The sequence below is a fragment of the Halorubrum marinum genome, from assembly GCF_048381195.1.
Lineage (GTDB): Archaea > Halobacteriota > Halobacteria > Halobacteriales > Haloferacaceae > Halorubrum.
This window is the reverse complement of the sequence record NZ_JBLWMM010000003.1, coordinates 218,483-243,277: the sequence shown is the minus strand read 5'-3', so window position 1 is coordinate 243,277 and position 24,795 is coordinate 218,483. Positions and strand designations below refer to the sequence as shown.

31 protein-coding genes and 1 tRNA gene are annotated in these 24,795 nt (G+C 65.5%); 12 read left to right on the top strand and 20 right to left on the bottom strand.

Annotation, left to right across the window (positions count from 1 at the left end):
- Window positions 1-124: 124 nt before the first annotated feature.
- The 3 genes from ACNSN4_RS05050 to ACNSN4_RS05040 form a co-directional block, all read right to left on the bottom strand.
- Window positions 125-1,135, bottom strand: a complete 1,011-nt coding sequence (locus tag ACNSN4_RS05050; protein ID WP_418284690.1) for a hypothetical protein — start codon at window positions 1,133-1,135, stop codon at window positions 125-127.
- 34 nt (window positions 1,136-1,169) lie between these two features.
- Window positions 1,170-1,748 (bottom strand): DUF1102 domain-containing protein, encoded by a 579-nt coding sequence (locus tag ACNSN4_RS05045; protein ID WP_418284689.1) that lies wholly within the window; start codon window positions 1,746-1,748, stop codon window positions 1,170-1,172.
- 182 nt (window positions 1,749-1,930) lie between these two features.
- Window positions 1,931-2,596, bottom strand: coding sequence for a hypothetical protein (locus ACNSN4_RS05040; protein ID WP_418284688.1), 666 nt, complete (start codon window positions 2,594-2,596; stop codon window positions 1,931-1,933).
- A 717-nt stretch (window positions 2,597-3,313) separates the two neighbouring features.
- Between ACNSN4_RS05040 and ACNSN4_RS05035 the strand changes: the two genes are divergently transcribed.
- The 3 genes from ACNSN4_RS05035 to ACNSN4_RS05025 all read left to right on the top strand — a co-directional run bounded on the left by ACNSN4_RS05035 (window position 3,314) and on the right by ACNSN4_RS05025 (window position 5,561).
- Window positions 3,314-3,898: an oxidoreductase gene (locus ACNSN4_RS05035; protein ID WP_418284687.1), complete on the top strand. Its 585-nt coding sequence runs from the start codon at window positions 3,314-3,316 to the stop codon at window positions 3,896-3,898.
- Between the two features lie 464 nt (window positions 3,899-4,362).
- Window positions 4,363-4,983 (top strand): DUF7344 domain-containing protein, encoded by a 621-nt coding sequence (locus tag ACNSN4_RS05030; RefSeq protein WP_418284686.1) that lies wholly within the window; start codon window positions 4,363-4,365, stop codon window positions 4,981-4,983.
- Between the two features lie 116 nt (window positions 4,984-5,099).
- A complete protein-coding gene (locus tag ACNSN4_RS05025) occupies window positions 5,100-5,561 on the top strand; it encodes a hypothetical protein (protein ID WP_418284685.1) in 462 nt (153 codons plus the stop codon).
- Window positions 5,562-5,648: 87 nt separating this feature from the next.
- Here the strand turns inward: ACNSN4_RS05025 and ACNSN4_RS05020 are convergent.
- Window positions 5,649-5,723 (bottom strand) — tRNA-Met (locus ACNSN4_RS05020).
- A gap of 104 nt (window positions 5,724-5,827) precedes the next feature.
- The gene (locus ACNSN4_RS05015) at window positions 5,828-6,046 is read right to left on the bottom strand and encodes a hypothetical protein (RefSeq protein WP_418284684.1); all 219 of its coding nucleotides are present in this window, start codon (window positions 6,044-6,046) and stop codon (window positions 5,828-5,830) included.
- Between the two features lie 98 nt (window positions 6,047-6,144).
- Here ACNSN4_RS05015 and ACNSN4_RS05010 point away from each other — a divergent pair, with 98 nt between their 5' ends.
- Entirely contained in the window at window positions 6,145-7,761 is a 1,617-nt protein-coding gene (locus tag ACNSN4_RS05010) for a long-chain-fatty-acid--CoA ligase (RefSeq protein ID WP_418284683.1), read from the top strand.
- A 24-nt stretch (window positions 7,762-7,785) separates the two neighbouring features.
- On the opposite strand, the gene ACNSN4_RS05005 is transcribed toward ACNSN4_RS05010, so the two are convergent.
- The 4 genes from ACNSN4_RS05005 to ACNSN4_RS04990 form a co-directional block, all read right to left on the bottom strand.
- Window positions 7,786-8,328, bottom strand: coding sequence for a DUF2249 domain-containing protein (locus ACNSN4_RS05005; protein ID WP_418284682.1), 543 nt, complete (start codon window positions 8,326-8,328; stop codon window positions 7,786-7,788).
- Between the two features lie 113 nt (window positions 8,329-8,441).
- Window positions 8,442-9,134, bottom strand: coding sequence for an alpha/beta hydrolase (locus ACNSN4_RS05000; protein ID WP_418284681.1), 693 nt, complete (start codon window positions 9,132-9,134; stop codon window positions 8,442-8,444).
- 7 nt (window positions 9,135-9,141) lie between these two features.
- Window positions 9,142-10,182, bottom strand: a complete 1,041-nt coding sequence (locus ACNSN4_RS04995; RefSeq protein WP_418284680.1) for a VOC family protein — start codon at window positions 10,180-10,182, stop codon at window positions 9,142-9,144.
- Between the two features lie 82 nt (window positions 10,183-10,264).
- The gene (locus tag ACNSN4_RS04990) at window positions 10,265-10,630 is read right to left on the bottom strand and encodes a DUF5658 family protein (protein WP_418284679.1); all 366 of its coding nucleotides are present in this window, start codon (window positions 10,628-10,630) and stop codon (window positions 10,265-10,267) included.
- Between the two features lie 133 nt (window positions 10,631-10,763).
- Here ACNSN4_RS04990 and nth point away from each other — a divergent pair, with 133 nt between their 5' ends.
- From nth to ACNSN4_RS04960, 6 genes are all read left to right on the top strand, one after another.
- Window positions 10,764-11,447: an endonuclease III gene (gene nth / locus ACNSN4_RS04985; protein WP_418284678.1), complete on the top strand. Its 684-nt coding sequence runs from the start codon at window positions 10,764-10,766 to the stop codon at window positions 11,445-11,447.
- A 209-nt stretch (window positions 11,448-11,656) separates the two neighbouring features.
- Window positions 11,657-12,214, top strand: a complete 558-nt coding sequence (locus ACNSN4_RS04980) for a DoxX family protein (protein WP_418284677.1) — start codon at window positions 11,657-11,659, stop codon at window positions 12,212-12,214.
- Window positions 12,215-12,389: 175 nt separating this feature from the next.
- Complete coding sequence (locus ACNSN4_RS04975) at window positions 12,390-13,493, top strand: glutamate--cysteine ligase (protein ID WP_418284676.1); 1,104 nt, start codon at window positions 12,390-12,392, stop codon at window positions 13,491-13,493.
- Between the two features lie 99 nt (window positions 13,494-13,592).
- A complete protein-coding gene (locus ACNSN4_RS04970; RefSeq protein ID WP_418284675.1) occupies window positions 13,593-14,225 on the top strand; it encodes a helix-turn-helix domain-containing protein in 633 nt (210 codons plus the stop codon).
- Window positions 14,226-14,289: 64 nt separating this feature from the next.
- Window positions 14,290-14,784, top strand: a complete 495-nt coding sequence (locus tag ACNSN4_RS04965) for a phosphopantetheine adenylyltransferase (RefSeq protein ID WP_418284674.1) — start codon at window positions 14,290-14,292, stop codon at window positions 14,782-14,784.
- Window positions 14,781-15,329 carry a hypothetical protein gene (locus ACNSN4_RS04960; RefSeq protein WP_418284673.1) on the top strand — a complete coding sequence of 183 codons (549 nt, stop codon included), beginning with the start codon at window positions 14,781-14,783 and terminating at the stop codon, window positions 15,327-15,329. Before ACNSN4_RS04965 ends, ACNSN4_RS04960 begins: the two co-directional genes overlap by 4 nt.
- 59 nt (window positions 15,330-15,388) lie before the next feature.
- Here ACNSN4_RS04960 and ACNSN4_RS04955 read toward each other — a convergent pair whose 3' ends face one another.
- The 5 genes from ACNSN4_RS04955 to ACNSN4_RS04935 all read right to left on the bottom strand — a co-directional run bounded on the left by ACNSN4_RS04955 (window position 15,389) and on the right by ACNSN4_RS04935 (window position 18,529).
- Window positions 15,389-16,816: an FAD-dependent oxidoreductase gene (locus ACNSN4_RS04955; RefSeq protein ID WP_418284672.1), complete on the bottom strand. Its 1,428-nt coding sequence runs from the start codon at window positions 16,814-16,816 to the stop codon at window positions 15,389-15,391.
- 96 nt (window positions 16,817-16,912) lie between these two features.
- On the bottom strand, window positions 16,913-17,350 hold the full coding sequence (locus tag ACNSN4_RS04950; RefSeq protein ID WP_418284671.1) for an RNA-binding protein: 438 nt from the start codon (window positions 17,348-17,350) through the stop codon (window positions 16,913-16,915).
- 24 nt (window positions 17,351-17,374) lie between these two features.
- The gene (locus tag ACNSN4_RS04945; protein WP_418284670.1) at window positions 17,375-17,563 is read right to left on the bottom strand and encodes a DUF1918 domain-containing protein; all 189 of its coding nucleotides are present in this window, start codon (window positions 17,561-17,563) and stop codon (window positions 17,375-17,377) included.
- A 119-nt stretch (window positions 17,564-17,682) separates the two neighbouring features.
- Window positions 17,683-18,264 carry a DUF7524 family protein gene (locus tag ACNSN4_RS04940; RefSeq protein ID WP_418284669.1) on the bottom strand — a complete coding sequence of 194 codons (582 nt, stop codon included), beginning with the start codon at window positions 18,262-18,264 and terminating at the stop codon, window positions 17,683-17,685.
- A gap of 70 nt (window positions 18,265-18,334) precedes the next feature.
- On the bottom strand, window positions 18,335-18,529 hold the full coding sequence (locus ACNSN4_RS04935; protein ID WP_418284668.1) for a methytransferase partner Trm112: 195 nt from the start codon (window positions 18,527-18,529) through the stop codon (window positions 18,335-18,337).
- 134 nt (window positions 18,530-18,663) lie between these two features.
- Here ACNSN4_RS04935 and ACNSN4_RS04930 point away from each other — a divergent pair, with 134 nt between their 5' ends.
- Window positions 18,664-18,945 carry a ribonuclease P protein component 4 gene (locus ACNSN4_RS04930; RefSeq protein WP_418284981.1) on the top strand — a complete coding sequence of 94 codons (282 nt, stop codon included), beginning with the start codon at window positions 18,664-18,666 and terminating at the stop codon, window positions 18,943-18,945.
- Window positions 18,946-18,957: 12 nt separating this feature from the next.
- On the opposite strand, the gene ACNSN4_RS04925 is transcribed toward ACNSN4_RS04930, so the two are convergent.
- The 3 genes from ACNSN4_RS04925 to ACNSN4_RS04915 form a co-directional block, all read right to left on the bottom strand.
- On the bottom strand, window positions 18,958-19,650 hold the full coding sequence (locus ACNSN4_RS04925; protein WP_418284667.1) for a phosphoglycolate phosphatase: 693 nt from the start codon (window positions 19,648-19,650) through the stop codon (window positions 18,958-18,960).
- Window positions 19,651-19,745: 95 nt separating this feature from the next.
- Complete coding sequence (locus ACNSN4_RS04920) at window positions 19,746-20,918, bottom strand: Cdc6/Cdc18 family protein (protein ID WP_418284666.1); 1,173 nt, start codon at window positions 20,916-20,918, stop codon at window positions 19,746-19,748.
- 136 nt (window positions 20,919-21,054) lie between these two features.
- Window positions 21,055-21,246 (bottom strand): hypothetical protein, encoded by a 192-nt coding sequence (locus ACNSN4_RS04915; RefSeq protein WP_418284665.1) that lies wholly within the window; start codon window positions 21,244-21,246, stop codon window positions 21,055-21,057.
- Window positions 21,247-21,385: 139 nt separating this feature from the next.
- Here ACNSN4_RS04915 and ACNSN4_RS04910 point away from each other — a divergent pair, with 139 nt between their 5' ends.
- Window positions 21,386-21,787, top strand: a complete 402-nt coding sequence (locus ACNSN4_RS04910) for a hypothetical protein (protein WP_418284664.1) — start codon at window positions 21,386-21,388, stop codon at window positions 21,785-21,787.
- A 21-nt stretch (window positions 21,788-21,808) separates the two neighbouring features.
- On the opposite strand, the gene ACNSN4_RS04905 is transcribed toward ACNSN4_RS04910, so the two are convergent.
- The 3 genes from ACNSN4_RS04905 to ACNSN4_RS04895 are packed head-to-tail and all read right to left on the bottom strand — an operon-like array spanning window position 21,809 to window position 24,666.
- The gene (locus ACNSN4_RS04905; RefSeq protein ID WP_418284663.1) at window positions 21,809-22,891 is read right to left on the bottom strand and encodes a DUF7973 family transport facilitator; all 1,083 of its coding nucleotides are present in this window, start codon (window positions 22,889-22,891) and stop codon (window positions 21,809-21,811) included.
- Window positions 22,892-24,430: a glycerol kinase GlpK gene (gene glpK, locus ACNSN4_RS04900; RefSeq protein ID WP_418284662.1), complete on the bottom strand. Its 1,539-nt coding sequence runs from the start codon at window positions 24,428-24,430 to the stop codon at window positions 22,892-22,894.
- Window positions 24,427-24,666 (bottom strand): hypothetical protein, encoded by a 240-nt coding sequence (locus ACNSN4_RS04895; RefSeq protein ID WP_418284661.1) that lies wholly within the window; start codon window positions 24,664-24,666, stop codon window positions 24,427-24,429. Before ACNSN4_RS04895 ends, glpK begins: the two co-directional genes overlap by 4 nt.
- Window positions 24,667-24,795: the final 129 nt, after the last annotated feature.

Genomic DNA, 24,795 nt, shown 5'->3' with positions numbered 1-24,795 from the left:
CCGCCCATGCTAGGTGGTTCGATAGTTCGTATACGGGAATCTGAAACGATGTGCGTCGTTACTGGTAATCTCGTTCAGTCCGAACCATTTTATAAAAATAGGAAATTCGCGGGACGGTGAGCGATTAGTCGTCGCTCTCGTCAACGCACTGGTCCTGATGTCCGACGGCTTCGAACGTGTCGGACGCGGACTTGTAGTCGAACTTCGGCCCGCAGTTGCCGTCTTTACACGGGCTCGGGGGTCGCTGTTCGGTTGGGTTATTACCGGCTTTCCACTCGACCTCGTCACCACTGAGCGTGATCGGCGATCCGGAGGTGTTGAACAGCCGCGCACCTCCGAAGACCACGATATTGTCAGGCGTCGGGCCGGACCACGACACGCTCGTCGGTTCGCCGTCTTCGTTCCGACCCACAATGGAGAGGGTGTAATCGTTCGCAGTCAAGTCGTCACCACAGAACGCGATGAAGCTGATCCCCTGCCCGTTCTGCGGTTCCTCACCGGGGGGAATCGTGCCGCCGTTCACCTCCGGACAGTCGTCGGCGCCGTCGACGTCGGCGATGATCCGGATCTCCTCATTCTCGACGATCTGATCGCCCGCCGAGAGGAACCTCGAGTAGACGCGGATACCGACACAGAAGCACTCCCCCACGGGGAGTTTAACCGAGTTCTCTTCGCCGAGGATCGACCGCGGGTCGCCGTCGCCGTCGAGGACGTAGAAGTCGAGCGTCGGCAGGCTGGTGTCGTGCCCTTCAAGCAAATCCTCAGCGACTTCGGCGTCGATCCAGACACACGCGTCTTCCTTCCCCTGGTTACAGATCCGGAACACGTTGTCGAACGCGGTCAACGAGTCCGAGTTGACGCCTTCGGCCGGCTCGCTCACGTCGCGACCTGCGTCCGCGGCGTCGCTGTGCTCGCTGATGTCGACGGTCAGGTGACCCTGGCCGTCCGTACCGACGAAGTTATCGCCGTTTATCGTTCCGCACGTGTCTAATCCCAGGTACGCGTCCGTGTCTTCCGCTAGCTGAATGGTTACCTGTCGTTGCGATTCGACTGCGCTGAACGCGCCGGAACCGATGAGGCCGCTGCCACCGAGACCAACCCCACTAGCTCCGGCGAGGAATTTTCTTCTTTTCATATATTTGAATTGTTAGTCATCGTCCTGTGAGAGGCTAGTCTCCGGTGTCTCCTGCTCCGTCGGCGTCGGCCGTGATGAGCACGTCACCGTCGAACAGCGGATCGCCACTGGTTGCGTCGACGTCGTACGACGCCAAGTCGATCGAGACGCGCACGCACTCGCCGACATCGATCTTCTTTCTGTTCGGACAGAGGAGCGTCTTATCGTACTCGTCCCGGAAGTCGAGATTCGGATCGCCGTGGTCTACCATGTCGTCATAGTCGAACATGAAGCAGACCTCAGCCTGGGCTTTCCCCTGATTGCAGATGTCGAACATCCCGTCGAACCGGGTGTTCGAATCGGAGTTGACGCCCACGCCGGTCGGACGCTCGTACGTCCCGTCGTCGTAATCGCCGATATCGATCTTCAGGTGACCGTTTTCGTCGAGTTCGACGAAGTTGTTGCTGTTGGGGGTATCAATGGGCTTCAGCCCGAGGTACGCGTCCGTGTCTTCCGCCAGTTGAACGGTCACTTGTCGTTGGGACTCGACGCGGGAGAACGCTCCGGAGCCGAGGATCGCGCTCCCCGTGGCGGCGGCCGAACCCGCACCGAGGACGAAAGATCGTCGTTTCATACTCTGTCCTCGCTTGTTACTTGCGTCGTGGTGCTCAGACTTTTCGACGACTGCCCCGAGATGACGCCGTCGGTTCGCAGGTCGGAGTTCGCTCGGCGAACAACGGACGTGTCCGTCCCACCACCATTAGAACCGTCATCGATCGGGGTTCGTCGTCGTCGGGTCATGAATCGGTACCTCGATCAGGAGTTGTTCGGCTGTCCCGCCTCAGGAGCGTCGGCCGTCACAACGATCTCGCCGTCGATGAGCGCTTCACCCGTAGTCGCGTCGACGCCCTTGGTCACGGTCCGGATGCCGATCTCCTCACACTCGCCGAGCGCAAGGTCGACCGTATCGCCCTCGTTGACGATGACTCGGCCTCCTGAATCAACACCGTCCTCAGCTTCGCTGCGACTTTCGTCGATGTAGTAGAACGCGACCACCTGCTGGTCGTACTCGGCGTCCGGGGCTGTCCAGTCATTCCCCACGTCCGTATGAGGCGACGACTCCGGCAGCGCGTAACTGATCGTTGCGTCCGCCTTCCCCTGGTTACACAGCTCGAACAGCCCGTCGAAGTAGGTGAACGAGTCCGAGTTGACACCGGAACCTGTCTGGTACTCGTAATTTGTACCATCAGGATCGAAGTCACCGATGTCGATCTCCAGGTGACCGTTTCCGTCGGTTCCGACGAAGTTGTTGCTGTTCGGCGTGTTGAGCGTCCTCATTCCGAGGTACGCGTTCGCGTCCTCGGCGACCTGGATGGTCACTGATCGCTGTGATTCAATTCGACTGAATGCGCCCGAGCCGATGAGCGCGCTTGCTCCCGCAGCTGTACTACCCATGCCGATCAGGAAGTTGCGTCGTTCCATAGTTATCTCACGCTCGTCCGTGCCGGCGCGCCCGACCGACGTGGGTTCTCGCACGACCACGCCGCGCGGGCTCCGGCACCGCCGAGCGCTTGTCTTGCTCCACGACTGGAACCCATACTTATCTGAAGAGCCTGTTACTGCACCAGCCAGTTCTTGTTGCGTAACAGGGGCGAACTACAGAGCCGGAACGCCACGTTTCTCGACAACAAGCCGACGGTGTCACGAGAGACCGCGCTCGTGGACTGGACCTGTCACGCGTCGATGAGACGAGAGTCACCGTCAATCTCATCGACGTAGCTCGCGTTTTGAGCCGCCTGAGATGCCCGCTGGCTGGTATGATACGTATCCGTTTCGCGCTACGGGCTCCGGTTCGGCCGATCACAGAACGGTGTTATCGGCCCGTTCAGCGTTTCTACTTCCCGTATTCTCCGTCAATAGCCTACCACGAGGTCGATCCGATCGATCGAGGGACGGGCGGATTTATGTGATTATTATGTGATAGGAATGAAGCTATGTCGAACCACAATCCAAGCCTGTCGTCTCGGACGGGGGATCGAGCAGATAGCAATCTGAGAGTGTCGGTGTAACAACCTATTCAGACTAATGTCTATTCCCCCGCGTTCGTTCTATCAAGCGCTTGAAACCGGCACGCTGGGAGTCCCGTTCGGACGAGTCGACCCGCGTGCCGACACCGGGCGTGACACGAGTGATCCACACATGCAACGGCGAAATATTCTGATCGGTATGGGATCGGTGGCCGTCGGTGGAATGGCCGCGTTCGGTGGCAACGCCTTCAACGTCGCGCGGGCCGACCGCGGGATCAGCGTCCAGACGGTGGGGGACGACGCGTCCTATCTCACCCTCGTGCCCACGAGCGCGTACGCGGAGTACGACGACGACACCATGCTCCGGCTGGCGTTCGACGGCAGCACGGGCTCCCAGAACGCGACGGGACTCGCCGAGGACGCGAACTTCGTCTTCACCGACGTCTTCGAGATACGGAACGAGGGGCGAGACACCATCGCAATCACACTGTCCGAGAACCTCGACGATGTGGACTGGAGCACGAACTTCCCGCGAGCGTACTACACGTACGAGGAGATCGGGACGACCAACGATCGATCGGGCGACGGCGAGTTCACCGGCGACGTCGACGCAGACGGCGCCGTTCTCGACCCGGGAGAGGGCCTGCTAGTTCACTTCGAGTTCGTCGGTCGCGAAGCGGACGATCGCAGGACCGACACCGCGGAGCCGGAGACGGTCAGCATCTACGCCGAAGCCGTCGACACCGACGACGACTGACCTCGGATCACTGGGCCTTCCACCGATCTGCTAACCGGAGGCTGCGGCCTTCAGTCCGACGCGAACGGTCGCGTTTTCGACGCCGACGCTGACGCCCGTGCCGAGACACGGTAACGATATGTACAGAGCCACAGACACGGGCGAACCGGCTGCTGACTGTTCGATCCCAGGATCGTATCTCCGCACAACTGATGACCGTCAACTCGTGTCGGGAAGTCTCCGGAATAAGTATATAATATTTGTCAACAATCGATACCTGCATTTTCGATCCGCTCACCGCCCTGCAAGTAATAGCTACTTTGCGAGCAAACGGGTGCTATAACTATATACATACAGGGTAGATGACATGACGAATGGTTCGACCAAATACCGGGACGGCGACGACCATCTCGTCGCTTCCCGGTGACAATCGTTGGTCGATCCACCCCAGAGCGAGTCGGTGCTGAAAAGAGGAGGAACGTGATGTGAGCTCTAATCCACAAAACCAACGATCTAACGGCTCAGGTGGCATAGCCGTTCGGAGGTTACCGACCCGAACGCCGCACGACACCGAAATCGAACGCGAAGACGTCTTCGACGTTCTGAGCAACGCCCGGCGGCGATATGCGATCGAGTTGCTCAACCAATACGACCCCGGCGACGAGATCGACCTCAGCGATCTCGTCGAGTACGTTGCGGCCCGTGAGAACGATACGACAGTTGCGGACGTGGACTACAAACAGCGGAAGCGGGTCTACTCGTCGCTGCGCCAAACGCACCTGCAGAAGCTGGACGACTGCGGTCTGATCGAGTACGATCGAAGCCGCGGGACGATCAAACTCGACGACGCCGTTACTGAGGTACAGATGCACCTGGAGTACGTGCCCGAAGACGATATCCCGTGGTGTTTCCACTACCTCGGGCTCACAGTGGTTCTCGGCGGTATCGTCGCGCTCGCCGGTCTCGGTCTCCACCCGTTCACCGAGCTTTCGACGGTGGCGTTCGGTACCATCGTCACTGCCGTGTTTGGGCTCTCCGCCGTCGTCCACACGATCCACACTCGACGGAACGAGATCGGTTCGAACGTTCAACTCGGCGAGCACTGATCGGCGAGCGCTAATTCACAAAGGGCACAATGGTAAACGCACTTCGAACGGTCGGACTGGGACTCCTCATTGTCGGACTCGTGTGCTTGGTCGTCGGAACGGGGGGATTCGCGTCGATGACGGCTGATAGAGGTATCGCGACCGGTCAAGCCGATGACGCACGCGCGTACGTGGGGTACGACTCGCCCGACGAGATCCGGATCGAGTTTAGCGAAAACGTGAGCCAGGCGGGTGGAAGCGACACGAACGAGACAGAGACGAACGAGACGGATGATGACGCGGAGACAACGAGAACGGTGACGCTCGTGACCGTCACGAACCGCTTCGACACGTCGATCGGCGTCGCACCGATCGCTATCGACGAACCCGACGGCCTCGATGTCACAGTGACATCCACACCGACGGAGGTCTCACCCGGTGGCTCGGGAGAAATTGTGGCTGAGCTCGACTGTGAAGATTCGTTTGAGGGCGAACTACTTTCGGTGACAATTGCGGTTGACGGCGGCGCGGTGAGTGCCGAAATCTCCGGCGACAAAGCGGACAGGACGGTGTCGATCACGTGCGACGGGGGATCCTGATCCCATAGCGTATTGGAACGGTGACCGAGAGCGTGTCGCTCTGAGGTAACCGTAGTCGTCGAAGGAAGACGCGCGACAGAGACGTAGTAGCGGGAAGTAGATTTGAACTACCGATCTCCGGGTTATGAGCCCGGCGGAATCTCCTGGCTATCCCATCCCGCTATCGTATCAAACTCCCGTGCGACTGTTAAGGGTTCTGATCCCGTTGCCCGTGTGCGATTCGTCCACGCATTGTTTATATGCGATTTCGGACGGAATCGTCGCGGTCATCCCTCGTCACGGGCGGCCAGCGAGCGCTGTCGCACGCGAACCGCGACGAGGCTCGCGAGCCCGAAAATAACCGGGAGTGCGATGTCAGCCGGATCGCCGGACAGCGCACGTCCCGCCGTAATTCCCGTCATTAGGGCGAACACCAGCGCGAGCAGCCCGGCGATGGGCACGACGTAACCGTCGGTAATGGCCGTTCGGCCGCTGTCGTCACTCATACTGCCCTCGTTGGAGGCAGCTACATAAAACCAACACCGAATCCACCGAGCTTGCAGCGGCCGCAAACGCTTTATAAATCATACATAATGATAAATTGATGCGAAAGCCGCTACTGACGACCGACTTCCTGGACCGAGCGCGACGGCACTACGCCGACGAAGAGGCGGTCCTCGCCACCGACGGAACGCGGTACACGTACGCCGAACTCGGCGAGCGAGCAGACCGCTTCTCGGCTGCACTACAGGCGCGGGGCGTCGAGAAAGGGGACCGCGTCGCCGTGTTGGACCCGAACACGCACTACCACCTCGAAGCCGCCTACGGGGCCATGCAGGTCGGCGCGATCCACACGCCGCTCAACTACCGGCTCACTCCGGACGACTTCGCGTACATGCTCTCCGACGCGGGCGTGGACGCGATTTACGCCGACGCCGAGTACGCGAGTAACGTCGAAGCCGTCCGCGACGAGGTGCCGACGGAGACGTTCATCACGAACGACGCCGCGGCGGTCGACGGCGACTGGGAGTCGTTCGACGCCGTCCTCGACGAAGCGGACTCGGACGCCTACGAGCGCCCGGAGATGGACGAAGACGACGTGATCACGATCAACTACACCTCGGGGACGACCGGCGATCCGAAGGGCGTCTGCCGGACGCACCGCGCGGAGACCCTCCACGCGTACCTGATAACGATCCACCAGGAGATCACCGACGACGACGTCTACCTCTGGACCCTACCGATGTTCCACGTCAACGGGTGGGGACACATCTACGCTATCACCGGGATGGGCGCGCGCCACGTCTGCACGCGGGGGGTCGACGTCGCCGAGGTGTTCGACCGGATCCGCACGGAGGACGTGTCGTACTTCTGTGCGGCGCCCACCGTGCTCAACATGCTCGGGGACCACTACGCCGAACACGGCGGCGCGACGACCGGCGACAACCCGGTCCGAGCCGCCACCGCGGGCGCGGCACCGCCGGAAGCGACGATCCGAACCGTCGAGGAGGAGTTCGGCTGGGCGCTCAAACACGTGTACGGCGCGACCGAGACGGGGCCGCTCGTGACGACCTCGGACGCGAAGCGCCACTACGACGCGGACTCCGACGAGCGGTTCGCGGTGAAGAAGACCCAGGGGATCGGCTACCTCGGAACCGACGTCCGCGTCGTCGACGAGAGCGGCGAGGACGTGGCGGCCGACGGCGAGACGATCGGGGAAATCGTCGTCCGCGGCAATCAGGTGATGGACCGGTACTGGAACAAGCCCGATGCCACGGAGACCGCGTTCTCCGAGCGACTGGAGGGGTATTACCACATGGGCGACCTAGCCGTCGTCGACGAGGACGGGTTCGTCTCGATCCAAGACCGGAAGAAGGACATCATCATCTCCGGTGGCGAGAACATCTCCTCCATCGAGCTGGAGGACACGCTGTTCGAACACGACGTCGTCTCCGAGGTGGCCGTGATCCCCGCTCCCGACGAGCAGTGGGGTGAGACGCCGAAGGCGTTCGTCGTCCCCGAGAGCGGCGACCCCGACGACCCCGGCGCGACCGAAGAGGAGCTTCGGGAGTTCGTCCGCGACCGGGTCGCGACGTACAAGACGCCCGGCGAGGTGGAGTTCGTCGGCGAGCTCCCCACGACGGCGACCGGGAAGATCCAGAAGTACGAGCTTCGCGAGCGCGAGTGGGACGACGAGGACCGGATGGTCGGAGAAGGCTAAAAAGAGATTAAATTCCCGCTCGTCTCAGTCGGCGGATCGCGGCGCCAACACGATCAGCGCGGTGCTCGCCTCGATCGCAACCGGCTCGACCTCCATTTCTCCGTCGAATCGGACGATCTCGCCATCCTCGACGCGATGCGGCTCCCCGTCGAGCCTGAGTTCGACCTCCCCCGACAGCAGGTGAAAGAGGACGGTCCGGTCCGGGTGGTCGTGGGCGGGGACGCGCTCCGCCGCCGCCAGTGACAGGCGAATCGTCTTCGGTGCCTTCCCCGGGAACGCGTCGGCGTGCGGCTCGCCGTCGAGGTCGGCGAGTCGAACGCGGTCCACCGCGGACGACGGGTCCACCTTCGGGAACGTCGCGACGAACCGCGAGTCGCCCTCGCGTTCGACCGCGTACCCCGCCTCGTCGAACGCGGGGACCTCGGCGGCCATCTCGTAGTACAGCGGCTTCGGCTCGTGGTCGTTGACGATCGTCAGCGCCTCGCCGGGCTCCAGCTCGTCGAACTCTCGGTGGATCCGTTCGTGACGCTCGGTCGGTGGAATCTCTCTGACATCGAGTTCAGGCATCGTCCGCTCATCCACGCCGCGGCCACATGGGTCGCACCGCGAACACGTTCGGGTGCCCACGAGGGGGTCGACCACGCACACCGGAGCTTGGGCGATTGCTCGGAGCGACGCTCTTAGTCCCCGCCCGAACCCTCGGCGTCGCCGACCAGCGCTCCGAGACGGTCACCGATTCGAGCAAGCGTCGCGTCCGAGAGCCCGTGCCCGTCGCCCGGGTCGATTCGGAGGTCGACCGCTGCGCCGGCCCGCCGGAAGACTTCTGCGGTCTCGCGCACGCGAGAAGCAGAAACGTACGGGTCGTCCTCGCTGGTGTCGAGGGCAATCGGCGTTCCTCGGAGCGGACGGTCACCGTCGACGACGGAACGAACGGTCGGGTCCTCACCGGGGAGCGCCGCGGAGACGACGAACGCGCCCCCGTACCGCCGCGAGCAACGACGAAGGAACTCGCTCACGACGCAGCCGCCCTGCGAGACCCCGACCAGAACGGTCTCCGCGGGACTAATTCCGATGTCGCGTGCGGCGTCGACCGTCGCCTCGACGCAGTCGACCGCCGAGGTCAGCGCCGGCTCGTTGGCGTCGATCGGCGCGTCGTGGCCGGCCGGCAACCACGTCGACCGGACCGCTCCAGGCGCGAGCAGGGCGGTTCCCGGCCGATAACACTCGTCGGCGAGCCGGAGCATTCCTTCTGGGGTTCCCCCGCGGCCGTGGACGAGAACGAGCGCGACCTCGGCCGCGGCGGCCGGAGCGCCGCCGGTGGCGAGCGTCGCCGCGGCGTGCGGCCCCTCGACGCCAGCGAGCCGCCGACTCATCGGTCATTCATCGCTCGGTACCGCCTCCGACGCTCCCGTCGGTGAGCCGGAACGCCGGCAGCTGGTCCTCGATCAGCTCGCGATCGCTCTCGAACCGCGGCGGGAGGTAGAGCTCCGTCGCGTGACCGTCGGTATCGGGGTCCGCGAGGCCGCGCCCCCGCGGTCCGGTCGCCGCGTCCGGACCGTCGGGCGTCGTCGCCTCCGTCGCGAGCTCGACGAGGAGCCCTCCGGGACCGCGGACGTACAGCGAGTGGAAGAAGTGGCGGTCCTTCACCCGAGAGACGTCGTAGCCGCGGTCGCGGAACAGCCCGTGCCAGTCGAGGAGGGCCTCTCGGTCGGCGACCCGCACGGCGGCGTGGTGCAGCGTGCCGGGGCCTTCCCGGAGGTACGGCGCGTCACGGTCGAGGATGTCGATGACCGCGGCGCGGTCGCCGGGCGCGCGGTACCGGATCCGGTCGCCGGACTCCGCCTCGTACGCGAACCCGAGCGTATCGAGCACGCTCGCCGTTCCGTACGGGTCCGCGGGGAGCGCGGTGACGCCGTCCAGCCCCCGTATCGCCGCGGATTTCGGGACCGCGTCGACCGCGTCGACTGCGTCGGCCGCGTCAACCGCGCCGCCGCCGAGCCACGGGTCGTCGTTCGCCGGATCGGTCTGGCGCTCGACGAGTTCGACCCGCGTCCCGGACGGGTCCGCGAGCCGGAGCACCCGGTCGCCGAAGCGCTCGACCGACTCCGCCTCGATTCCTCGCTTCGCGAACCGGTCGCGCCAGTAGTTGAGCGAGTCGGAAGGGACCGCGAAGGCGACGGCCTCGTAGCCCGGTCTCCCGGAGCGGCCCGGGTCGCCGGTCGGGTCCGGGAAGACGGTGAACACGGAGCCCGGCGACCCGGTCGCGTCCCCGAAGTAGAGATGGTACTGGAGGATGTCCTCGTAGTTCACCGTCCGGCGCAGCAGCCGGAGCCCGAGGGTCTCGCCGTAGAACGCGGCGTTCGTCGCCGCGTCGCCGACGATCCCGGTCACGTGGTGAAGCCCGGGCGTGTCCGAGAGCATGTGAGGGACGTGGGTTCGGGGGCGCAAACCGATGTCGGTCGGGGAAGGGAGCCTCGTCGGTCGGGGAAGAGAGCCTCGTCGGTCAGGAGAGCCACATGAGGCGGACGTTGCTCGCCGTGAGGTACGTGCCGACGAGCGTCAACAGCACGGGCGGAAAGTAGTAGAGCAGCGCGTCGCCGTCGCGAGCGCCCGCGACGCTGATCCACAGCATCACGAGGTAGACGGCGATCTTGAGGACGACGAGCCCGGCGAGACCGAACGCGTCGAGCGCGAGGACGACGACGGGGTTCGCCTCCTCGATCGCGGGAACGTACCGGAGGAACGCGATCGTCGAGACGATGTCACCGACGCCGTAGGTGGCCGTCGCGGCTATCCACAGCCAGTAGAACTCCTGCGGTCGGCGGCGGTAAGCGGGGCGACGACGCGATCGGCCGCGGGAACGAGACACGTCCGGACCTGTCGAGACAACGACCTGAATCTGCCGATTTCGGGTCGGCTGCGAGCACAGCATCGGTTCCGGAGTCACAGGTTCCCGCCACCGGTTCCGGATCGTTCAATGTCGCCCGGGCGGACGGACGGGTATGGGCACGCCACTCGATCCGCGCGAGGAGCAGGTCGCCGAAGTGTTGGACCGGCTGTACGAGGAGTACCCGGACTCGACGATATCGCTGAACTACTCGAACCGACTGGAGCTGCTCATCGCGGTGATCCTCTCCGCGCAGTGCACCGACGTGCGCGTGAACAAGGTCTGTGCCGACCTCTTCGAGACGTACGAGACGCCCGAAGCGTACGCGAACGCCCCCCAAGAGGAGCTCGCGGAGGCGATCAACTCGATCACGTACTACAACAACAAGGCGAAGTACATCCGCTCGGCGTGTGCGGACATCGCCGAGAAACACGACGGCGAGGTGCCCGACACCATGTCGGAGCTGACGGACCTGGCGGGGGTCGGGAGAAAGACCGCGAACGTCGTCCTCCAACACGGCCACGACGTCGTGGAGGGAATCGTCGTCGACACCCACGTCCAACGGATCACCCGCCGACTGGGGATCACGGAGGAAGAGAGTCCGAAACAGATCGAACGGGATCTCCTCGACACCGTCCCCGAAAGCGACTGGCAGCAGTTCACGCATCTCATGATCGACCACGGCCGCGCGACGTGTACCGCGATCAACCCGGACTGCGGCGACTGCGTGCTCGCCGACGTCTGTCCCTCTGAGAAGGGCGACGCCGACGTCGACCTCGCGAGCGGCGAGCCCTGGTAGGGAACCGCGGAACCCCTCTATCGGACCGAAAATAGCTGTGCGTCTCACTCCGAACCCACTGATCGTTCTGGACAAATCGGCTATCCGTGTGTTATTGCTTATAAAGACCCAAACGATCTGGGGTGTTCGACGGTTCGTTCTATGACAAAGAGAACTCGCTTCCGGGTTTATGTGTATATCCGGCGTATCCGTAAGTGAGGAGAGACACTATGTCAACCAAGACGACCAACGAGTTCGGCGGAGAGTTCGGCGGCATCACCCTGCTGGGGAAAGCGCATTCGCTATCGGCGCTGTTCATCGTGCTGCTGCGGGCGGCCATCGGTGGGATGATCCTGTTCGCGGGTATCGGAAAGGTCACCGGTGAGCCGTTCGACGCCAGCGGGTACCTCGTTCACGCGCCCGACGCGGCGAGTCCCGTGAGCGGTCTGTACGCCGCGATGGGCTCGACGCCGTGGTTCGTCGAATTCGCGAACGTCTTCGTGCCGCTGACGCAGGTGCTCATCGGCCTCGCGCTCATCGCCGGGGCGTTCGTCCGGCTGGCCGCGCTCGGCGGCGCGATGCAGATGATGTTGTTCTACCTCGGCGGCTGGGAGGGCGACATCCTCGCGCTGTTCGACTCGACGCTCATCTACGCGATCGTCTTCCTGACGGTCGCCGCGTTCGGTGCGGGCCGCATCCTCGGGCTCGACGCCTACATCGAGAAGCTGGAGGTCGGCGGCGAGGCGCTCGTCGAGCGCTTCCCGGCGCTCCGCTACGTCCTCGGCTAATCGGACCGAGGCCGCCGCGGCCTCGCGTCGGAGAGCTACCGACGGACCACGAAACGGCACACGACCGATCGCCCTCACCGGCTCGTTTTCTCGGCTGCCCCACTAATCCGCCAGCGTCGGCAGTGCGTTTCGGGTTCCAATTCATATAAGAGCGCCCGGCCGGAACGGGTGCGTAATGGATCTCGGTTCGCGTGACGCGTTCGACCGAATGGGGACGCTCGGCATCGAAGAGGAGTTTTACATCGTAGATGCCGACGGTCGCCCGACGTCCGGAACCGACGACCTCGTCTACGGTCGCGACCCCCCGGCTGCGATCCCCGAGGGGTTCGATCACGAGCTGTTCAAGTGCACGATCGAGGCGCAGACCGAACTGATCGAGGATCCCGCCGACGCGGCCGACGCGCTCTCGACGGTCCGAGAGGCGCTCGTCGACCACGCCGCCGCCGACGGCTACCGGATCGCCGCCGCCGGGCTCCATCCGGCCGCGAAGTGGCGCGAGCTCGACCACGTCGAGAAGCCCCGATACCGGGATCAGCTCGACCGAATCCAGTACCCGCAACACCGAAACACCACGGCCGGGCTCCACGTCCACGTCGGCGTCGACGACGCTGATGCGGCCGTCTGGATCGCCAACCAGCTTCGGTGGCACTGTCCGGTGATTCTCGCGTTGTCGGCGAACTCGCCGTTCTGGAACGGGTTCGACACCGGCCTCGCGTCGGCCCGTGCAAAGATATTCGAGAATCTCCCGAACACGGGGATCCCCTCTGCGTTCGCGGACTTCGACGCGTTCCAGCTATACGAACGGCGGATGGTCGAACACGGCTCTATCGCGGACCGCGGCGAGCTCTGGTTCGACGTGCGGCCGCACACCGGCCACGGGACCGTCGAGGTGCGCGCACCGGACGCCCAGCGCGACCCTGCCGTCACCCTCGCGCTCGTCGAGTACGTCCACGCGTTGGTGGTCGAGTACGCCGAACGCTACGAGGACGGGGACCACGACACAAACGGCGAAAAGAGTCCGCAGCTCCGTCGTGAGCTGTTAGACGAGAACAAGTGGCGCGCGATCCGCCACGGCCACGACGCCGCCTTCCTCGCTCGCGACGGCGAGGGGACGGTATCGCTCGGCGAAGTCGTCGATCGAGAGTGTGACAGACTGCGAATCGACGGCATTCGAGAGGTGTACGACGCGGAGAGCGGCACCGAGCGACAGCGCCGGCTGCGAGCGGAGTCCGGGTTGGACGAACTGTGTGACGATCTGCTCGTGTCGCCGACAGCGTGACTCGCTCGCCGCGGCGCACCCCGACCTCGCCGTCGACCAGTTTCGTCGGAACAAAAACGACGAGAAACCCTTTTGAGCGCGCAGTCCCCATTCTGGGGTATGACTACCGATCCCGTCGACGACGCCGACGACTTCGCCGGCTCCGGTGCTGATCCGGGAACAGACCCGGACGATGACCCTGTAAACGAGTCGCCGACCGAGCGAACCCGCGAGGAGCTGCGCAAGACGAAAGAGCGGATCGGCGAGGGCGCTGACAAGGCCGTGAGGGGGTTCGACGACAACATCGTCGACCTGCTGTCGTGGTTGCTCGACACCGAGACGCGGGCTCGAATCTACGTGTATCTCCGGGACAACCCGCAGAGCACCAGCGACGAGGTCGCCGACGGCACCGGCCTCTACCCGAGTACGGTCCGCGAGGCGCTCGCGGAGCTCCACGACGAAGGGACCGTCGAGCGCGACAAACGCGAGGCGAGCGGCGCCGGGAACAACCCCTACGAGTACGAGGCGATCGCGCCGAGCGAGCTGGTACAGGGCGTCGTCGGCGACGTCCAGCGGGAGCTGAACGCCGTGTTCAACCTCGACCGTCGGCTGGGCGGAGAGTCGACGGAAGGAGACACGGAGCCCGTACAGATATCCGTCGACGACGACAATCCTGAGGAAGCGGACGACAGCGACGACGAGAGAGAGAACGCGGACGACGCTGAGACAGACGACGAGGACGCCGACCGGTAACGCCGTCGTCGAGCCGCGTTCCCAGTTCGGGACACTTTAAGTTCCGCCCGCGCAACCGACAGACATGAACGTCGCGCTGGGTGGCACGTTCGATCCCGTTCACGACGGCCACCGGAAGCTGTTCGAACGGGCCTTCGAGTTGGGAGACGTGACGGTCGGACTCACGTCCGACGAACTCGCGCCGAAGACCCGACACGTCGAGCGGTACGTCCGCCCGTACGACCGACGAAAGCGCGACCTCGAAGCCGAGCTCGCGCCGCGTGCCGAGCGGTACGACCGCGAGTTCGAGATCCGCGAACTGACCGAGCCGACCGGCATCGCCGTCGAGCCCGAGTTCGACGCGCTCATCGTCTCCCCGGAGACGAAAGACGGCGGTAAGCGGATAAACGAGATTCGCACGGAGCGGGGTCACGATCCGCTAGCGATCGTCGTCGTCGAGCACGTTCCCGCCGAGGACGGCGAACGAATCTCGTCGACGCGAATCGTCGCCGGCGAGATCGACGAGCACGGTAACCGCACACCCGACCGCGACGGACGCGGCGCGACTCGTCCGGAATGAGCCGGGACACCCGCTCCTCCGCGTTCGCGCGAATTGCCTTCGGCGAGACCGGATTCGAGCGAGCCGCCGTGTGGAGCGCGGTCGGGTTCGCCGGTTCGTACGTCGCCGTCGACGCGGCCGCACTGCTCGGAGTCGCGTCGGCCACACCGTCGATCACCGCACCGATCGTCGCCGCGCTCGCCGTCGTGGCCGCCGTTGGGGTCGTCGCGTTCGCGGCGGTCGGCGGCGGCGCGCTGCCGTCGATCCTCCTCGCGTACGGTCCGTTCGCGGCGCTGTTGCTCCGGACGACGGGCCCGGACCCCTACACGATCCCGTCTGCAGACCCCCTCGGATTCGCCGCGGCGCTCGTCGAACCCCTCGGCGTCGCCCTCGCCGGCGGGGTCGCCGTCGGACTCGCGGGATACGTTATCGGTCGGGTTGCCGCCGGGCTCGGTACCGACGACGACATCCAGGACGAGGAAGCCGAGCAGGATGACAACGGCGAGCGGGACGACAGCGGCGAGCGGAACGACAGCGACGAGCGGAACAGTAACAACAAGGAGTGAACCGCTCAGCGGAGGTCCGCCGAAGCCGACCGCCCGCGATCTCCCGAGTCCCTGCCGTCTCACTCCGCTAACGTCCCGTTGAGCACCTTCGCAGCGACGAGGATCGGGTCCCACACCGGACTGAACGGAGGCGCGTACGCGAGGTCGAGTCGTTCCACCCCAGGGACGGTCATGTCGGCCTCGAGCGCGGTCGCGAGCGTGTTGATCCGGACCGCGGCGCGGTCGGGACCGGCGATGCTCCCGCCGATGAGCCGACCGGTGTCGCGGTCGGCGACGAGCGTCACGTCCGTGGGCGCGGCGCCCGGGTAGTAGCCGGACCGAGAGCCCGCGGTCACCGTCTCTCGCACCGGGTCGAAGCCGGCGTCGATCGCCGCCTCGTCCTCGACGAGCCCCGCGCGACCGGCCTCCATCTCGAACGCCTTCACCACCGCGGTGCCGGCGATCTCGCCGACTGGCGAGGGTTCGCCCGCCACCGTTGCCCCGACCGCTCGTCCCGCGCGGTTGGCGGTTAGCCCGAGCGGCACCCACGTCTCTGTACCCGTCACGGCGTGGGTTGCGGTCGCACAGTCGCCGGCGGCGTACACGTCGGGGAGGCTAGTGCGACCGTACTCGTCGGTCGAGAGCGCACCGCCGTCACCGAGTTCCACGTCGGTCCCGTCGAGCAGTTCGGTGTTCGGTCGGATGCCGACGCCGACGATCGCCATATCGACGGGGAGCTCCTCGCCGCCGAAGGCGACAGCCTCGATTCGACCGTCGCCGACGAGCCTCTCGACTGGCGTGTTCGTGTGTACCGTTACCCCGTTTTCGGCGATCGTCGCTTCGACGCGATCGCCGACCGCCTCGCCGAACGGCGGGAGGAGGTGCCCGGAGCGCTGGAACAGGTGAACGTCGAGCCCGCGCCCGCTGAGCGCCTCGGCCATCTCCACGCCCACGTAGCCGCCGCCGACGATCGCGGCCGTTTCGGGGGCGGGAAGCGCCGCGTTGTACTCGACTCGCTCGCGGTCGACCGCGTCGACGTCGGCGCGCGCCGGATCGTACGCCTCCGGTGAAGCGATGTACGCGTCGATGGCGGCCGCGGTGTCCATACTGTGGAGGGTGAACGCACCGTCGGGGCCGCGGACGTCGAAGGGACCGGTCGTCGCGCGACCGCCGGTGGCGACGAGGAGATCCGTGTACGCCTGCGTGACGGTATCGCCGTCGGCGGTCTCGGCGGTCACGGTTCTCGCGTCCGGATCGACGGCGACGACCTCGTGACCGCGCCGGAGGTCGATCCCCCGCTCGTCGACTTCACTCGGGGACAGCGAGAGAAGATCTGAGAGCCGCTCGATGCGGCCCTCGATGAAGTACGGCATCCCGCAGTACGCGTACGATATCCACTGGCCCTTTTCGAAGACAACTACGTCGCGGTCCGGAGCCTCGCGGCGGAACTTGCTGGCCGCGCTCAGTCCGGCCGCGTCGGCCCCGACCACGACGAACGGGTCTGTCATAGCTCACGGATCGGCGGGCCGCGATAAAAATCCACGCCGGGGATGCGGCGGTGGTGTCCGGGCGAGCAGGTGTCGACTCCCGAGCGGGGAACCGCCCTACGAATCGTCCGCGAGCCGAGACAGCGTCTCTCGGGCGTTTTCGACGGCCGCGTCCTTCTTCGCCGGGTACGCCTCGACCTTCGCCCGAACCGTAATGCCGGGACCGAGCCGGACGTCTCCGCGGAACGCCGCTTGCTTGTCAACACGCATGAACAGCGCGCAGTTGTCGTCGACGCGCTGGTCGAGTTCGTCTATCACGCGGTCGATGTCGTCGAGGTCGGCGAGCGCGTCGAGGACGTGTCGCATTCCGTCCGCGTTCTCGATGCGCGCCGAGAGCACGACGATTCGATCGCCGTGGTGGCCGACGTTCTCGACGCGATCGATCTCGGCGTCTTCGGGGAGGAACGTCCGAAGCGCGTCTACGACTCGCTTCTCGTCTTCGGTCGCGTACGAGAAGGCTCGAAGGTCGACGTAGTGAAAGGGGACTTTCGGCATGCGAGACTCCTGAAAAGCGGCTAGTTACTCGTCGCTCTCGGCGGCGGTGAGGGAGTCTTCGGGGACGCCGGTCTCCTGCCCGTCCTCGAAGCTGACCGTGTAGGTCGCGTCGCCGAACATCGTCTCCATGACCTGCGTTATCGTTCCCGTCTCGCCGTCGTAGTCGCTGTGTTTGTCGTGGAGCACGACCTCGTCTTCCTTCTCGAAGCTCATGCGCTCACGTTCCCCCGGAGCGGTTAAAAGCGCGTGGATCCGGGACGGTGCGATCGACCGCGGACGGGTAGCGCGGTCGACTGCAGGGCGCCCGACGCAGTCGGCACACAATCCCAGCGTCACCACACCGCCAGCAGCACCGCGGCCACCGACACCGTGAGGGCGATCCCGACCACTATCGCGACGACGACGCTCTCGAGCGCGAGCGCGAGAGCGGCGCCGCCCGCAAGGGCGACGAACCCGAGGACAGCCGCCGGAACTCCGCCTTTATCGATCAGGCGCTCGACCGCGTTCGCCGCGCGCTGTGCGGGCGGGACGGGCGGAGCCCGTTCCGGGGGCTTCGTGAAGGCCTCGTCGATCGCGATCTCGTCTGCGGTGGCATCCGGCGGCGGATCGATCCGGACGTCGACGTACCGGGTGTTCGAGCCGTAGCCGGTGACGATTTTTAGCTTTCCGCGGACCGGTTCTTCGATGTCGGCGACGGAGACGTGGACGCGTCGCTTTTGCTCGTCTTCGATGTAGTGGTTCGTCTCCCCGAGCGAGGTGATCGGCCCGAGTTCGGCATCGAAGTTGAGGTGGACGTGCGTCGAGCGACCGAGGTTATCGAACGCGATGGCGAACGGGCCGGTCGTGGTGAATCGATCCGGGGCCCGGATCGAGTGAACGGCGTCCCCGTTCAGTTCGACGGAGAGTGTCGGCACGTGTACGCCGACGAACCCACACTAAAAAAAGATACAGTACGTTTCGAGGGGGATAGTGGCCCGATTCCGATCAGGCCGCCGCCTCTTCACGCATGTCCGGGGGGAGGAGGTTGGGGATTCCGTCTTCGATCGGGAACGTCTCGCCGCACTCGGTGCACGTGAGCGTTCCCTCGAGGATCTCCTCTTCGTCGCGCTCGTCGACAGCCAGTTCGAGGTCGGACTTGTCGAGGGGGCAGCAGATGACGTCCATCAGGGATTCTTTCATACGCTGCCGTTCGCGTGGACCGATAAAAAAGCGTGCGGGTTGACCGACGCGCCGAGCGTCGGATCGAACGCTCACGAGGGATATCGGTCGACTCGATGGCAACGACTTTGCCGGTTCGACTCGCCCGTGAGGATATGGGGATCCCCTCGGAGCGCATCGATCGGCTGTCGACGCTCGCTCGCGAAGCGGTCGTCGACGACGAGTTCGACCGCGCCCGCGAGTACGTCGCGCTTGCGCGGCGGATCGCGGAGCGGAATCGGTGTGGCCTCCCCGCGGAGTTCTCCAGACGTACCTGCGGCGACTGCGGCGTGTACCTGCGGCCCGGGAAGACGAGCCGCGTCCGACTGCGTCCGGGGAGAGTCGTCGTCCGCTGTCTGGAGTGCGGATCGACCGCGCGGTATCCGTTCGATCCGTAGCGAGACGGAACATTAGTCCCGCGAACTCGCGTCCCGCGCGCGGAGGTCGGCCAAGACCCCGGCCGTTCCGTCCATATACGATTCCTCCAGCACGACGTCGGCCGCCTCGCGGGCGGCGGCGTCCGCGTTGGCGACGGCGTACGACTCGCCGACGACCCCGAACGTGGAGACGTCGTTCTCGCTGTCGCCGACCGCGACGAACGACGCGGGCTCGATCCCGAGCGTCGCGGCGGCGGTCCGAAGCGCCCGACCCTTACTCACGTCGGGCGATTTGACGTGATACGCGTAGCCGGTGTCGACGACCTCGACGTCGCCGGCGGCGGCCGCCACCTCGCGGAGGAGCGCCTCGTCGGCGTCGATCGAAACCGCGACCTCGGTCTCGCGCCACCGATTGACGGTGTCGCCGTCGCCCCAGCCGATATCGCCGCCCCGCTCGCGGAAGGTCTCGACGACCGCCCACGCGGCGTCCGGGTCGCCGAGGAGCGTCGTCTCACCGTCGACGTAGGTGACGCCACCGTTCTCGGCGACGACGTGTTCGTCGCGGCCGAGAAAGTGCGCTAACGCGACCGGGTACGGGAACGCTTTGCCCGTCGCGAACACGACCGGCGCCTCCCACGACGGCAGCAGCTCGAAGACGCGCGAGTCGATCCGCCCGGTCGGCGTCGTCAGCGTGCCGTCGATGTCCAAGGCGAGAGGTGGAACCATATCGCGAATGCGGGCGTCGGACGCAACTGTGTTCCGTTCGCTTCGAACGGGCGTTCGTTCTGCTCGATCGGAAAAATCGCGGCGGCCGTGCCGCGTCAGACCACCCACGAGGGACGGTCGAACAGCTCCCGGAACACGAGCGTCGGGAACCGCGGGACCAGTCGGCTCGGTGGGCGCCCCTTTCCGTCGGTGCGCGCGACCGTGACGCGGTCGAGCAGCCCCGCGTCGGCGAGCTCGTACAGCACGCGTCGGACGGTCGACGCCGACAGGTCGACGGCGGGCCGATCCGCGATCGTCGCTGTCGCCGCACTCACCGAGGACCGGGCGGTCTCCGGGAGGGTCACCAGCTCGTAGAGCAACCGACGACGGCTCTCGGAGAGCGCGAGCACGCGCCCCAGCGCGACGCAGGGTTTCGGTACCGCCTCGATTCCCTCGTCGAGATCGACGGGTCGGATCGTCGAGGCGCCGGCCCGCTCCGCGGTGATCGCGGCACCGGCGATCGCCGCGAGCGCGTCGTGTGCGTCGCCCTCCGCCCACTCGCTGATCTCGCGGATCTGGTCGTGACTGAGCGCGTCCCGACCGAGGCCAGTGGAGCAACGACTCGTCAACAGCTCGACGAGAACGTGTCGGCGGTACGGGTCGAACACGACCGACGCGTCCGGGTTCCACTCGACCGCGTCGGGCGGATCGCGACCGATACACACCGGGACGATATGGCCGCTTACGTCGGCGAGCCAATCCACGATAGTCGTCCCGTCCGGCGTCTCCGGCTCGTTGATGTGATCGACCGCGACGACGACGTCGGGGCCCCTCGTGATGGCCCTCCGCAACGTGTCGGCGAGTTCGTCCGTTCCGATCCCGTGTTCGGGGACCGGATCGTCGCTGACGTCCGCGAGCAGGTGGTGATACAGTCTGAACCGTGTCGACGCCTGACGGGCGTCGACGTAGACGAATCCGGGAAGTGTCGGCTCCACCGCTCGGGTCGCCGTCTGTATCGCACGGCGGGGGCCGCTGTGAGCGGCGAGCCGGTCGAACAGCGCCGAGACGACTGCGGACTTGCCGCTCCCCTTCGGACCGTGGACGTAGGCGCTCGGTGGAAGCGACCCCGAAAAGGCCGGGCTGAAGACGTCGAGAAGCCGTTCGAACGACGGCCCGCGACCGACCGGCGACTCGGGCTGTGACACCGGAGAGACGGCGTCCAAGTCGACGAGGACGCCCGCACCGGCGTCGTACCCGAGCCGTCGTTCGATTCGGTCGTCGATGTTCACGATCGATCCTCCGCGGTGGGCGAATAAAACTGATACGAACCCCGGACGGTCGGCGGCTTGGTCAGCCAGCGAGAGTCGGCCGTGGCCGGGGGTTCGATCGACCGGCGTGGAGACGGCGTCTCCGGCACCTCGGTCGTTACCAGTGGTCCGGTTTGAACCGATTGATGAGCAGCGTTGAGACGACGAACACGACGGCGCTGATGCTGCCGGCGATTGCGCCGGCGACGACGCGGACGCCGAGCGCTCCCTCTGCGATCACGACGACGAGCACCGCGACGATGGCCGCGATGACGAGCATATTTCTCCCGTCGCGTCTCTCGAGTCCCATGTTCATACCCGCGCGTCGCCCCGGGTGCGGTTAAATCCATCCCGAAGCGGCGAGCACGCCTTCGATCGGTTGGCGGCGCGTCTGCCCGGGTTGCGGCGGTGTCCACACACTTAACCGATCCGACCGCTTCTCCGGGGGTATGTCGGAACAACAGTTCCACGACTCGGTCGTCAAGGCCGACAAGTGGAGCAAGGTCATCGCGCTGTTCGTCGCGATCGGCGTATTCCTGCTCGCCCGCGAAGTCGTCGCCGATGTGCAGTTCGTCTCGATCATCGCCGCGACCGCCGCTATCGGCGTTCGGCTGTACATCCCGCACTACGCGAGCACCCGAGTCCCGGACGCGGACCGCATGCCGCTCCACGACCACCCGGTCACCGGAAACTACCACCACGGCGCGGCGGGCTTGGCACTGATCGCGTCCTCGGCCGTCGCGTTCGTCACGTATCTGGTGCTTCATGCCTTCCTTACCGCCGTCGGTGTTGGGGTCATATCGGGAGCGCTTGCGTACGTCGTGTTGTCGTCCGTGCTTTCCTCTGGATAAAAAGTCGCCGCAGTGCGGAGATTAGACCGCTCCGGGCACCCAGACGGCCGATCCGAGGATCCCGACGATCGAGAGGATCGCGATGAACGTGTGGGTGATCGCGATCGAGGCGGCCGGCGGGTCCACGTGCGTGTCGCCGTGCGCGTAGAACACGCGCTGGAACGCCTCACCGACGAGCGCCCCGAGAACGCCGAAGATCCCGGCGATCACCAACGCGGCGATCGGACTGTATCCGGTTCCCGCCGTCGCGAGGTAGGCAGTCGCGGCCGGGAGCGTCATGTGGTGTGTGACCGGAATCTTCCCGATTCCGAGGTTCAAGAACAACAGCGTCGCCGCGCTGATCCCGAACCCGAGGAACGGGCTTCCGGTCTGAATCGCCGCATAGGCCGCCGCGAGACCGGCGGCGAGACCGATCGCCGCAACGTGTGACCACTTGTACATGTTCGGCAGCCACGGCTCGACCGCGAGACGGTCCTCGCTGGCTTTCTCGCCGTCGCCCGGGACCTCACCCGGCTCGCGCATCTCCTCGCGCTCGAACGGCCCCATGTCCATGTACCCGTTCGCCTTGTCGCTGACGACGCCGATGACGGAGTAGCCGAACACCGCGCGGTGCAGGAGCGCGCTGGCGACGACGGTGAACGCGATCGGGTCGGTCGGGATCGCGAGGTTACGGAGCACCTGTTCGAGCAGGATGCCGATGACACCGAAGGCGGCACCGACCGCGAGGATGTCCGGGCGGCTCCCCAGCGCGACGGTGATGTCCTTCCCGTTGTGGTAGTCGAAACCGGACTCGATGTCGCCCTTCTTCGCCGCGTACGCCGCCGCCGCCGCACCGCCGGCGAAGGAGATGTGCGGACCGAAGACGGGACCGAACCCGACGTCGACACCGACGCCACCGGCCGCGTCGCCGCCGAAGACGCCGGCGATGACGAGGAATCCGGTGAAGACGAACGCCGGAAGCGCACCGAGTGCGGCGCCGAACGCCCCGCCGGCCGCCGCGCCGAGCCAGATGGTCGGATCCAGCAGGATTTCGAGCACCGCGTCGATGGAGCCAGCGCTCCACCCGCCCTGTGCGAGGACGTCGGCGGCCATTACGGCGCTCATCTATTCCTCCTCCTCCTCCTGCGCCCAGTTCCGGGACCGGTCTACCGCGTCGTCCCAGCGACTGTACTGTTTGTCGACATCCGCTTGCCCTTTCTCGGGCGAGAACTCGCGGTCGATCTGCCAGTTGTCGCGGAGCTCGTCGACGGTGTCCCAGTAGCCGACGGCGAGACCGGCGGCGTACGCCGAGCCGAGCGCCGTCGTCTCGTCGACTTCCGGCCGCGCGATCTCCGTCTGAAGGATGTCCGACTGGAGCTGACAGAGGAAGTTGTTCTTGACCGCGCCGCCGTCGACGCGGAGACTCGTCGTCTCGACGCCGGAGTCGGCCTCCATGGCCTCGGCAACGTCGCGGGTCTGGTAGGCGATACTCTCGAGCGTCGCGCGCACGATGTGCTCTTTACCCGTCCCGCGGGTCATCCCGACGATGGTGCCGCGAGCGCGCCCGTCCCAGTGGGGCGCACCGAGTCCCGTGAACGCCGGGACCATGTAGACGCCGTCGGTCGAGTCGACCGACCGAGCGAGTTCCGCGGTCTGTGCGGCGTTGTTGATCAGGTCGACGTCTTCGAGCCACTCGATCGCGGCACCGGTGATGAAGATGGACCCTTCGAGCGCGTACTGCACGGGCTCGCCGGACATCTGGAAGCCGATGGTCGTCAGCAGTCCGTGGTCGGAGGCGACGGCCTCGGTACCGGTGTTCATCAGGTAGAAGGAGCCGGTGCCGTAGGTGTTCTTCGCGTCGCCCTCGTCGAAGCAGGTCTGTCCGAACAGCGCGGCCTGCTGGTCGCCGAGCGCGCCGGCGACGGGGACCTCCTCGCCGAGGAACCCGTCGGCGTCGGTGTGACCGTAGTAGTCCTCGTCGGAGGACGGCCGTACCTCGGGCACCATCTCCTTCGGCACGCCGAACTCGTCCAAGAGCTCGTCGTCCCACTCCAGGTCCCGAATGTTGTACAGCATCGTCCGGGACGCGTTGGTGACGTCCGTGATGTGGTTGCCCGTCAGGTTGTAGATGAGCCACGAGTCGATCGTGCCCATGATGAGTTCGCCCTCGCGAGCGCGGTCACGGAGGTCGCCGCCGCGGGAGCTCTGCATCTTGAGCGGCTCGGCGTTGTCGAGGATCCACTCGGTCTTGGTCGCGGAGAAGTACGCGTCACACTCCAGTCCCGTCTTCTCGCGGATCTCCTCGACTTTGCCAGCCTCCTGGATCTCCTCGACGCGGTCCGTCGTCCGTCGGTCCTGCCACACGAGGGCGTTGTGGACCGGCTTCCCGGAGTCCTTGTCCCAGACGATCGTCGTCTCGCGCTGGTTGGTGATTCCGATCGCGTCGAGTTGGCTCGCCTCGAGGTCAGCGTCCGCGAGCCCGTCGAGGACGACCTGTTGTGTGTTCTCCCAGATCTCGATCGGGTCGTGCTCGACCCACCCCGGGTTCGGGTATATCTGTTCGTGCTGTTCGTACGCGTTCGCGACGACCTGCCCGCCGTGGTCGAACACCATAAAGCGAGTCCCGGTCGTCCCCTGGTCTATCGCACCGACATACTGTGTCATGTTTTGGATCCCTCCTGTGGCGCTGGTCCGTCCGCGTTGACGGCGGCGGTCGCGTTCCGAGCGTCGATCGGGTCACCGTCCGCACCCCGGCCGACACTCGAATCGGTTCCGTCAGTCGCCTCCCCTCCAGACGCCGTGTGCGGTCCGCACACCGGCACAGCGATCGGGAGTCGGGAGCCGTCGTCGCCGTCGTCGCGGTATATCTTCACGGAAGCTACCACGCCGTTCGTGAACATAATGTACTACCATAATAATCTTCCTGTTAAAATCCCGATTCGAGCGCGAGTGAAAAAGAGACAGTATATATAATTCACGCATTAGGCTACCGTTGTACTACTTGAATGACTCTGATAGTTATGAGCGAT